The sequence below is a fragment of the Streptomyces sp. NPDC002536 genome, from assembly GCF_053594995.1.
Genome location: NZ_JBSFWU010000165.1, coordinates 1 through 9,607 on the forward strand (window position 1 = coordinate 1; position 9,607 = coordinate 9,607).

At 70.4% G+C, this 9,607-nt stretch carries 10 protein-coding genes; 7 read left to right on the plus strand and 3 right to left on the minus strand.

Annotated features, from left to right (window positions below):
• The first annotated feature begins 128 nt into the window (after nt 1–128).
• The 3 genes from ACWD4B_RS33645 to ACWD4B_RS33655 all read left to right on the plus strand — a co-directional run bounded on the left by ACWD4B_RS33645 (nt 129) and on the right by ACWD4B_RS33655 (nt 3,765).
• Nucleotides 129–1,808 carry a serine/threonine-protein kinase gene (locus ACWD4B_RS33645; RefSeq protein WP_451424332.1) on the plus strand — a complete coding sequence of 560 codons (1,680 nt, stop codon included), beginning with the start codon at nt 129–131 and terminating at the stop codon, nt 1,806–1,808.
• A 42-nt stretch (nt 1,809–1,850) separates the two neighbouring features.
• A complete protein-coding gene (locus ACWD4B_RS33650; RefSeq protein ID WP_451424333.1) occupies nt 1,851–2,858 on the plus strand; it encodes a C40 family peptidase in 1,008 nt (335 codons plus the stop codon).
• A 208-nt stretch (nt 2,859–3,066) separates the two neighbouring features.
• Nucleotides 3,067–3,765 (plus strand): phosphatase PAP2 family protein, encoded by a 699-nt coding sequence (locus ACWD4B_RS33655; RefSeq protein ID WP_451424338.1) that lies wholly within the window; start codon nt 3,067–3,069, stop codon nt 3,763–3,765.
• A gap of 32 nt (nt 3,766–3,797) precedes the next feature.
• Here the strand turns inward: ACWD4B_RS33655 and ACWD4B_RS33660 are convergent, their stop codons facing one another.
• Together ACWD4B_RS33660 and ACWD4B_RS33665 are read right to left on the minus strand one after the other, a co-directional pair.
• A complete protein-coding gene (locus tag ACWD4B_RS33660; RefSeq protein ID WP_451424339.1) occupies nt 3,798–5,369 on the minus strand; it encodes an FAD-binding oxidoreductase in 1,572 nt (523 codons plus the stop codon).
• 145 nt (nt 5,370–5,514) lie between these two features.
• The gene (locus ACWD4B_RS33665; protein ID WP_451424334.1) at nt 5,515–5,688 is read right to left on the minus strand and encodes a hypothetical protein; all 174 of its coding nucleotides are present in this window, start codon (nt 5,686–5,688) and stop codon (nt 5,515–5,517) included.
• 95 nt (nt 5,689–5,783) lie between these two features.
• On the opposite strand from ACWD4B_RS33665, the gene ACWD4B_RS33670 reads away from it, so the two are divergent.
• Both ACWD4B_RS33670 and ACWD4B_RS33675 read left to right on the plus strand, forming a co-directional pair.
• A complete protein-coding gene (locus ACWD4B_RS33670; protein WP_451424335.1) occupies nt 5,784–6,749 on the plus strand; it encodes a hypothetical protein in 966 nt (321 codons plus the stop codon).
• Nucleotides 6,750–6,874: 125 nt separating this feature from the next.
• Entirely contained in the window at nt 6,875–7,054 is a 180-nt protein-coding gene (locus ACWD4B_RS33675; protein WP_336415391.1) for a hypothetical protein, read from the plus strand.
• Nucleotides 7,055–7,136: 82 nt separating this feature from the next.
• Here the strand turns inward: ACWD4B_RS33675 and ACWD4B_RS33680 are convergent, their stop codons facing one another.
• Nucleotides 7,137–7,508 carry a metal-sensitive transcriptional regulator gene (locus ACWD4B_RS33680; protein WP_451424336.1) on the minus strand — a complete coding sequence of 124 codons (372 nt, stop codon included), beginning with the start codon at nt 7,506–7,508 and terminating at the stop codon, nt 7,137–7,139.
• A 252-nt stretch (nt 7,509–7,760) separates the two neighbouring features.
• Here ACWD4B_RS33680 and ACWD4B_RS33685 point away from each other — a divergent pair, with 252 nt between their 5' ends.
• Nucleotides 7,761–8,381: a DUF47 domain-containing protein gene (locus ACWD4B_RS33685; protein WP_451424337.1), complete on the plus strand. Its 621-nt coding sequence runs from the start codon at nt 7,761–7,763 to the stop codon at nt 8,379–8,381.
• Nucleotides 8,382–8,387: 6 nt separating this feature from the next.
• A complete protein-coding gene (locus tag ACWD4B_RS33690) occupies nt 8,388–9,386 on the plus strand; it encodes an inorganic phosphate transporter (protein WP_390781710.1) in 999 nt (332 codons plus the stop codon).
• Nucleotides 9,387–9,607 lie beyond the last annotated feature (221 nt).

Genomic DNA, 9,607 nt, shown 5'->3' on the forward strand with positions numbered 1-9,607 from the left:
CGGTGCGGTGAGAGTCGCACGCCGGGTTCGGAGAGCGGCCTGGGGAAACGGGTCGGCGGCAACGTCGAAACCGCGCCCCAGGCCGACTCACCAGATCCGGATGCGGGTGCGTCCGGCTGGACACGCGTATGGCAGAGTCCCGCCCCGTGGAAGCGCTACGTCCCCAGGACCCCACCAGCATCGGCACGCACACGGTTCTCGCCCGCATCGGGGCGGGCGGCATGGGGCAGGTGTATCTCGGCCGGACGCAGGGCGGCCGGCAAGTGGCCATCAAGGTCATCCGCGAGGACTTCGCCGGGTCGGCCGAGGCCATGGCGCGGTTCCGGCGTGAGGTCGAGACCGTCAAGGCCGTACGGAGCGCGTACACCGCGCAGTTGATCGACTCGTCGCTCGCCGCCCCGCCGTACTGGCTCGCGACCGAGTACGTGCCCGGGCCCGCGCTCGTGCAGGCCACGGCCGAGCGCGGTGCGCTCCCGGCCGAGACGTGCTTCCGGCTGTTCGCGGCGCTGGCCGAGGCCCTTGCGCAGGTGCATGAGTACGGGGTGCTGCACCGGGACCTCAAGCCGCACAACATCCTTCTCTCGCCCGTCGGGCCGAAGTTGATCGATTTCGGGATCGCGCGCGGCGCCGAGCAGACGGCGCTCACCCAGGCGGGCTCCGCGCCCGGTACGCCCGGTTACACCGCGCCCGAGGTGATTACGCACGATCAGGTCAGTACCGCATCGGACGTCTTCGCGCTCGGCGCGACCATGGCGTGCGTCGCCACGGGCCGGCCCCCGTACGGGCCGGGGACGATGGAGTCCGTCACCTACCGCGTGGTGCACGGCGAGATCGACGTGGCCGGAGTGGAGCCGCGGCTCGCCGAGTTGATCCGGGACTGTGCGGCGGCCGAGCCGAAAAAGCGGCCCACACCCGCGCAGATCATCGCCCGGTGCGGGGTGACCTCGGCGCTGGTCGACGACCCGGTGTACCGGGAGCTGGCGGGGGGCGGTGGGCAGAACACCGTGCCGTCGGCTGCGGGCGGTTACGTGCCGACCGTCGCTCCCGGGGTCGTCGCGCAGGCGGCGTCCGGCGGCCGGCGGAAGACCTGGCTCGCGGTCGTGGCGGCCGTGGCCGCGTTCGCGGTCGGGACGGGAGTCGCCCTGTGGGCGACAGACGGTTCGGATGCGAAGGATACGAAGGATGCGAAGAGGGAGGACGCCAAGGCCGTTGCGCAGGCGGGCAGTACGCCCGCTTCCGGCGTGACGACGACACCCCCGTCCTCCTCCGCCCCCTCCGTCGCCCCCTCCACCGGCAAAGAGCCCGGGTACATCGAGGCCACCAACCCCAACCGCGACTACTGGGCCCCCAACAGCAACGGCCTCGCCGGCGGAACGTGCAATCTGCCCTCCGAGGAACGCGCTTCGAGCCTCCAGATGTCCATCAGCGACGCCCATGACGGCAAGACCCAGGTCTCGTTCCGCCTCAAGTTCCCCGATCCGTCCCTCGCCAAGCCCTATTTCGTGTCCGTGGCCGTCAAGCCTCCCCACGAGATCGACTCGGACACGGGCAAGCCGATCTCGGGACTGACGCAGCAGAACCTGGGCATGGGGTACACCAGCAAGCCGGTCGACCTCTTCGCGAAGGACCCCACGCAGTGGGTCCGCTTCACCTACCCCGACGACTTCCAGCAGTTCGTACGCGGCAAGCCGATCGGCGGAGGAATTCCGACCGGGAACGATCCGGGCAACTGGACCGTGCTCTTCTACCACGTCAAGAGCCCCGGAGAGTACGCCAACATCGGCTGTGACGGCTTCGCCGTGAACTAGGCGGCGTAGACACGCACCTGAGGAACCCTGAGACTGTCACGCGTGCGGAAGATCTGGGTGGTGGGCGGGGCGGCCTTCGGGCTGTTCGCTGCGTTCTTGGCGCTGCTCGTGCTCGGTGTCTACACAGCCGCGTGGAAGCTGGGCACTCCCGGGTCGGGGGCGGTCGGGCTGGCCGAGGGGTCGGTGCCCGCGCAGTATCTGCCGCTCGTGCAGAAGTGGGGAAACCTCTGCCCCGCCCTCAACCCGGCCGTGCTCGCGGCGCAGCTCTACACCGAGAGCAACTGGAATCCCAAGGCCGTCAGCCCGGCCGATGCGCGGGGGATAGCGCAGTTCATCCCCGAGACGTGGGCCGTCTACGGATTCGACGCCGACGGGGACGGCAAGGCGGATATCTGGGACCCGGGCGATGCGATCCCGTCCGCCGCCCGCTACGACTGCGCGCTCTCCGGTGATGTGAAGGGCGTGGGCGGTGATCTCACCGACAACATGCTCGCCGCCTACAACGCCGGCCCGTACCGCGTCATCAATGCCGGCGGAGTGCCGTCGATCAACGAGACGCAGGGCTATGTGAAGGAGATCCGCACGCTCGCCAAGAGCTTCGCCCGGCCCATCGGGCGGGTGGCGCCGCCCTCGCAGCAGGCCGCCGCCGCGATCTACTTCGCGCAGGGGAAGCTGGGCACTCCGTACCTGTGGGGCGGCGAGGGCGGCAAGGAGGACAACGGGCGGTTCGACTGTTCCGGGCTGACCAAGGCGGCGTACGAATCCGTCGGGATCGAGCTGCCGCGCGTCGCCAACGACCAGTGGAACGCCGGGCCGCACCCGAACCGGGACCAGTTGCTGCCGGGGGACCTGGTGTTCTTCGCGCACGACTTGAAGGACCCCCGCTCCATCCACCACGTGGGTCTGTACGTCGGCGGCGGCTACATGATCAATGCGCCGTACACGGGGGCCGTCATCCGGTTCGACAAGATCGATTTGCCCGACTACATCGGTGCCACCCGGGTCACCGCGGACGGGGCCAAGGCACTGCCCAGGGCGAACGCGGCCTGAACACCCGCCCCGGGAGGCGGGTGTGAGTCACCCTTGGGTAACGTCCTGGTGATCATTGAGTGGAGAGTGGAACGCCTGGCCGGATCGGGGCGTTCCATGGAAGTGGACAGCAGCGGCAGCGCCGTCGCTGCGGCGCACGACCACGGGGGTCAGCAGCGGATGTAGGCACAGGCGACAGACAAGGGGCCGGGCAGTGGCTGGACTCGCGATGGGGTACACCGTGCCGGAGGCCCAGGGTGGGTCCAACCCGGACGTCGGCCTGCTGTACGACATCAACGGCATGGCCAAGGGTGCGCCCAACTGGGCCGACAAGGCCATGGAGTTCGTCGGCGAGTACGGGATCCTGCTCGCGCTCTGCATCCTGATGGTCTGCGCCTGGTGGAGCGTCCGCAAGAAGGACGACGCGGTTCCGGCCGTGGCCGCCCTCGCCTGGGCGCCGCTCGCCGCGGGGATCGCGGTGCTGGTGAACGTCCCGATCAGAGGGTTCGTCAGACGGCCGCGGCCGTTCCTCGACCACCAGGGGCTGGACGTCCTGGTGAAGGGGAAGACCGACTTCTCGTTCGTCAGCGACCACACGACCCTGGCCATGGCCCTGGGGGTCGGCTTGTTCGTAGCGAACCGGAAGTACGGGTTCCTCGGTCTCGCCCTCGCCCTGTTCGAGGGCTTCAGCCGGGTGTACCTGGGCGTGCACTACCCCACGGACGTCATCGGCGGACTGGCTCTCGGGACGGCCGTCGCGCTGCTGCTCGCACCGCTGGCGATGATGCTGCTGACGCCTGCGGCGGGCTGGGTCGCCCGGTCCCGGGCCGGGTGGCTCGTACGGGCGCCCGGGGCGCGGGTGCCGCTGGTCGCGGTGGCGGATCAGGCCGGGGCCGTGGGGCACCGGCACAACGACCTCGCCGCCTGAGGTCCCGCGCCCCTTACGGGGCGCGGGTTTTTTTACAGCGCCTGCGGGAAGTCGAAGACCCTGTCCGGGTCGTAGCGGTTCTTGATCTTCTTCAGGCTGTCCGCCGCGCTGCCGTAGTACGCCTGCCGCCAGTCCTTGAGCGCCGGGTCCGTGTAGTTCTGGTACGCCGCTCCCGAGGCGTGCCGCAGCATGGCCGCGTGGATGCCGTCCAGCCAGGACAGCTGCGAGGTGCCGGAGCCGCCCTCCTGCCAGGAGGTCAGGTACTGGGCCAGGAAGCGGGAGCGGCGGTGGACGAAGGCCGTGGCCAGCGGCTGTACGCGGTTGACGGCGCCGCCCAGCGCGGTCAGCTGCACGGAGGCGCCGCCGCTGCCGCCGCTTGCGCTGAATCGTTCCAGCTGGCCGAGCAGCGCGCGGATGCCGTCCTCGCTCAGCGAGCGGTCGTAGAAGTCCGAGCGCGCCGCATAGGTCTCGCGCTCCAGCGTGCCCGCGGCGTCGTGGCCGGGGACGGTGCCGGGGAGGTGGCACTGCTCGGTGGACTTGTCGCCGCAGCCGGCATAGGCGCGCACGGTGTCCAGGTAGGAGTGGCTGCGCAGCCGGGGCGGGTGGCCCGCGGGGGAGCTGCCGGTGTTCTCGATCAGCTGGTCCAGGGCGTTCTCGAGGTCGCCCTGGCTGCCCAGGGTGAAGGCGGCGACGGATATGCGCGGATTTCCGCTGGCCGTGGCGGACAGGTCGCACGCGGACCAGATCTCGTCGGGGAGCGTCGGCCCCCACTCCTGCCAGGCGCGCAGCACCTCCGCGGCCCTGGACCAGGGGAAGGAGACATAGCCGGTGACGCCGTTGCCCACGGGGCGGGTGCGGAAGCGCAGTTCGGTGACGACGCCGAAGTTGCCGTTGCCCGCGCCGCGCAGGGCCCAGAAGAGGTCCGTGTTGCGGTCGGCGTCGCAGTCCAGCGTCCTGCCGTCGGCGGTGACGAGGGTGGCGCCGGTGAGGCTGTCGCAGGTCAGGCCGTAGGCCCGGGAGAGGACGCCGTGGCCGCCGCCGAGGGTGAGGCCGGAGACGCCGACGGTGGGGCAGGAGCCGCCGGGGATGGTGACGCCGTGCGCGGCCAGGCCCGTGTAGACGTCGATGAGCTTGGCGCCCGCGCCGATGACGGCGGTCGTGGCGGAGTCCGTGCGGACGGTCCTCAGCCGGGAGACGTCGATGACGAGCCGGTCGTCGCCGCTCGACCAACCCGCATAGCTGTGGCCGCCGTTGCGTATGGACACGGGTATGGAGAACCGGCGCGCGAAGGCGAGGCAGGCGGCGATGTCGGGGGTGCCCGCGACGTAGGCGACGCCGGCCGGGCGCAGGCCGTCGTAGCGGGTGTTGTAGAGCCGGCGGGCCGCGGCGTAGTCGGCGTCGTCGGGGCGGACGAGGCCGCCGCAGAGGCCCTTGGCCAGGGCCGTCCAGTCGGCGGCGGCCGCCCGGGCGGAGGGGGCGCCGGTGCGGCCGGCGCTGGCCATGCGGCCGGGGGCCACCCGGCCCGCTGCGCCGTCGCACGAGGCGGCCCAGATGCCGGTCGCCGCCAGCCCCGTGCCCGCTCCCAGCAGTTGGCGCCTGTTGATGGCCATGTCTCCCCCTTGACGCACCGGATTTCCCTGCCCCCGCGCTGAGTCAGATGGTGTGCCGGGGCAGGCGGTTCCGGCCGGGGGAGACCCGGTGTCGTCTCAGGTCATCGCATGGTCGGTCGCGTCGGCCTCATGGTCGGCCTCATGGTCGTCCTGCAGAGGCGAGGTGGGTGTCGGCGTCCTCGCGGGCCAGCGAGCGGGCCCGGCGGGCGGGACCGTACCAGCCGCAGACACAGCGGGCCGTACAGAACGAGCCGCGTTCGCTGGTGCTGGTCGAGTGTTCCGCGTGGGGGTGTGCGGAGGCTGCTTCGGACACGCGACCACGCTACCCGGCCGTGACGGCGACGAGGGAGCGGTCGTTGAAAGGAACGGGTTCCATCTGGCGTGCGGCGGACAGGGGGCTTTACGGACATGGCGGTGCGCGGACAGGGACGCAGACGCACGGTCGCGACGGCCGCCGGAGCGGTGGCGGGCGGGGTCGCCGCGGCCCTGCTGGTGTCCGGGTGCGCCGATCCGCACCGGGCCGGGGCCGGGCAGGACGGCAAGCACGGCGCCGCCGGCCAGGTCCGCCAGGCGCTCGGCCCGGCCGAGCCGAGCCAGGCGCTCACCGCCGTGCGCCGGGCCGCCGGGGTGCTCGCCCGCTCGGGCGGTGCGCGGGTGCGCACGTCGATGGAGACGGTCAGCGGGGGTACCCGGCTGACCATCCACGGTCAGGGCGTCTACGACTTCAGCCGGCCCGTCGGGCAGTTGACCGTGATGCTGCCCGAGGACGCCGAGGGCGCCGCGGAACACCGGCCGATCACCGAGGTCTTCACGCCGGGCGCGCTGTACATGAAGAACCGGGGCGCGGGCGTGCCCACGGGCAAGTGGGTCCGGCTCGAAGCGGGTTCGCTCGCCGACGGCGACCTGCTCACCAGCGGCGCCACGGATCCGCTGGCCGCGGTGGAACTGCTGGGCGGGGCGCGGGGGGTGGCCTATGCGGGGTCCGAGCAGCTGGACGGGGAGCAGGTGGCGCACTACTGGGGGACGATCGACCTCGGCCGCGCGGCACGCACGGCCCCCGAGCGGGACCGGGCGGCACTGGCGGCCGCGGCGAAAGGGTTCACCACGGGGACGGTCGCGTTCGACGCGTACGTGGACGGGTCGGGCAGGCCCCACCTGCTGCGCTACCGCTTCGGGGTGGCCGAGGCCGGGGCCCCGGCGGGCCGGGGGCGGGTGACCACGGCGGCGGCCGCGTCCACGGTGTCCGCCGCGCCCGAGGCGCCGATGACCGTGGTCTCGACGGTCGAACTGTTCTCCTTCGGACCCAGGCCCGAGGTCTCTCTGCCGGCACCCGCAGATATCTATGCGGGGACCGTTGCCTCGCCCCAGAAATAGCGCGGCGAGGCGCAGTTGGCCATGGAAATGGTCCATCTGTGTCATGCCCACTGTGGGAGCAGCTCACTACGCTGGACAGCCGGGGCCCGAGGGGGTGCCCCGGGGAACGCGAGGAGGTGAATCACGTGGTTTCGCGACGCGGTTCGTCGTGCGGGACGGATCCCGTGGCCCTCGTCGAGATCGACCTCTACGGCGATTTGATGATCGCCGCATCCAGCGCCGACGAGGACCGGCTCAGCGCGGACCGGATCGACCAGGTCCTGGGCGTGGGCCCATGGGCACCGCCGGAGGACGGGGCGGAGTGATTTCCGGCCCGCTGCCGCGCCCCGAAAGGGGCGCGGGGAACTGCGCGACCAGCCGAGGACGGCCCGCAGGCGAAACACAAGGCTAGGTCCGCAGCAACCGCGCAATCGCCGCACTGGCCTCCGCCACCTTCGCATCGATCTCGTCGCCGCCCTGCACGGCCGCCTGCGCCACGCAGTGCCGCAGGTGCTCCTGCAGCAGCTGCAGCGCGAACGACTGCAGGGCCTTCGTGCTCGCCGACACCTGCGTGAGTATGTCGATGCAGTAGACGTCTTCCTCGACCATCCGCTGCAGGCCGCGGATCTGGCCCTCGATCCTGCGCAGCCGCTTGAGGTGCTGGTCCTTCTGCTTGCTGTAGCCGTAGGGGCCGGATGCGCCGGGGGTCTCCGGCGCGCCGTGGCAGGCCTCTGTGGCCGGATCAGTGGTGCTGGTCACTGTGGCCTCCGTGGCCGTCATGCTGCCCTCCGTGCTTCCACCGGCGTATATGCGCTGGTCATCCACAATGCATTCACAGTGCACAGGACCGCGGTCAGAGCCGATTCGTATACCCCCTATGGGTATATTCTACCGAAATTCCCCGTCGGAGGCGGTACCGCCTTGGTGAGCACTCTGCCCGATGGGCGACACTGAGGGAATGCCAGTTAGCTGTGGCCGGATGATGCGCCTAGCATCGACGAGACCGATTCCGCTGCACCCCGAGGATCCCACGTGCGCTTTCGTCTGACCCCCAGGGAGACGAGCTTCTACGACATGTTCGCCGCATCCGCGGACAACATCGTCACGGGCTCCAAGCTCCTGATGGAACTGCTCGGCGCGGAGCCCTCCGCCCGGGCCGAGATCGCCGAGCGCATGCGGGCAGCGGAGCACGCGGGGGACGACGCGACCCACGCGATCTTCCACCAGCTGAACTCCTCCTTCATCACGCCGTTCGACCGTGAGGACATCTACACCCTCGCCGGTTCGCTCGACGACATCATGGACTTCATGGAGGAGGCCGTCGACCTGGTCGTCCTCTACCAGATCGAGGAACTGCCCAAGGGCGTCGAGCAGCAGATCGAGGTCCTGGCCCGGGCCGCGGAGCTGACCGCCGAGGCGATGCCCAACCTCCGCACGATGACGAACCTCACGGAGTACTGGATCGAGGTCAACCGGCTGGAGAACCAGGCCGACCAGATCCACCGCAAGCTCCTGGCTCAGCTCTTCAACGGCAAGTACGACGCCATCGAGGTGCTCAAGCTCAAGCAGGTCGTGGATGTGCTGGAGGAGGCCGCCGACGCGTTCGAGCACGTCGCGAACACCGTCGAGACCATCGCGGTCAAGGAGTCCTGACCTCCGGTGGATACGTTTGCACTTGTCGTGACCATCGCGGTCGCGCTCGGATTCACCTATACGAACGGCTTCCACGACTCCGCGAACGCGATCGCGACCTCGGTCTCCACGCGGGCGCTGACCCCGCGCGCGGCCCTCGCGATGGCGGCGGTGATGAACCTCGCCGGTGCGTTCCTCGGCAGCGGCGTCGCGCACACCGTCAGCAAGGGTCTGATCGAGACGCCGACCGGCAACCAGGGGATGCTGATCCTCTTCTCCGCCCTGGTCGGCGCGATCGTCTGGAACCTCGTCACCTGGTACTTCGGCCTGCCGTCCTCCTCCAGCCACGCGCTCTTCGGCGGCATGGTGGGCGCGGCTCTCGCCGGTTCGTCGACCGTCTACTGGTGGGGCGTCTGGGACAAGGTCGTCCTGCCGATGTTCCTGTCGCCGCTCGTCGGTCTGGTGCTGGGCTACCTCGTCATGGTCGCCATCATGTGGCTCTTCCGGAAGGCGAACCCGCACAAGGCGAAGCGCGGCTTCCGGATCGCCCAGACGGTGTCGGCGGCGGGCATGGCCCTCGGCCACGGTCTGCAGGACGCCCAGAAGACCATGGGCATCGTGGTCATGGCGCTGGTCATCGGCAACGTCGAGGGTCCGAACGACCCGATCCCGGTCTGGGTGAAGATCGCCTGCGCCGTGATGCTCTCGCTCGGCACCTACGCGGGCGGCTGGCGCATCATGCGCACGCTCGGCCGGAAGATCATCGAGCTGGACCCGCCGCAGGGCTTCGCGGCGGAGACCACGGGCGCGTCGGTCATGTTCAGCACGGCGTTCCTGTTCCAGGCGCCGATCTCGACGACCCACGTCATCACCTCGGCGATCATGGGCGTCGGGGCGACCAAGCGGGTCAACGCGGTGCGTTGGGGTGTCGCCAAGAACATCATTCTGGGCTGGTTCATCACGATGCCTGCCGCTGCCGCGGTGGCTGCGCTGAGCTACTGGGTCGGTCACCTGGCGTTCGCGTAAGGCTGCGGGCCGTTTTTGGCTGGTCGCGCAGTTCCCCGCGCCCCTTACGGGGCACATGAATGTGGGCCCGTTTCCCCCTGGTACGAACAGGGGAAAACGGGCCCTTCGCCTTTGCGGCGGCACCGCCATGCAGCGCCGCAAGGCGAGTCGGGGGCCGCGCCCCGTAAGGGGCGCGGGGAACTGCGCGACCAGCCACAGACCCACGGCGCTCGACATATCAG

Bases quoted from the DNA above. Each gene is read 5' to 3' on its own strand.
- ACWD4B_RS33645 (WP_451424332.1), top strand. From the start codon at position 129: ATGGCAGAGTCCCGCCCCGTGGAAGCGCTACGTCCCCAGGACCCCACC.
- ACWD4B_RS33655 (WP_451424338.1), top strand. From the start codon at position 3,067: ATGGGGTACACCGTGCCGGAGGCCCAGGGTGGGTCCAACCCGGACGTC.
- ACWD4B_RS33670 (WP_451424335.1), top strand. From the start codon at position 5,784: ATGGCGGTGCGCGGACAGGGACGCAGACGCACGGTCGCGACGGCCGCC.
- ACWD4B_RS33680 (WP_451424336.1), bottom strand. From the start codon at position 7,508: ATGACGGCCACGGAGGCCACAGTGACCAGCACCACTGATCCGGCCACA.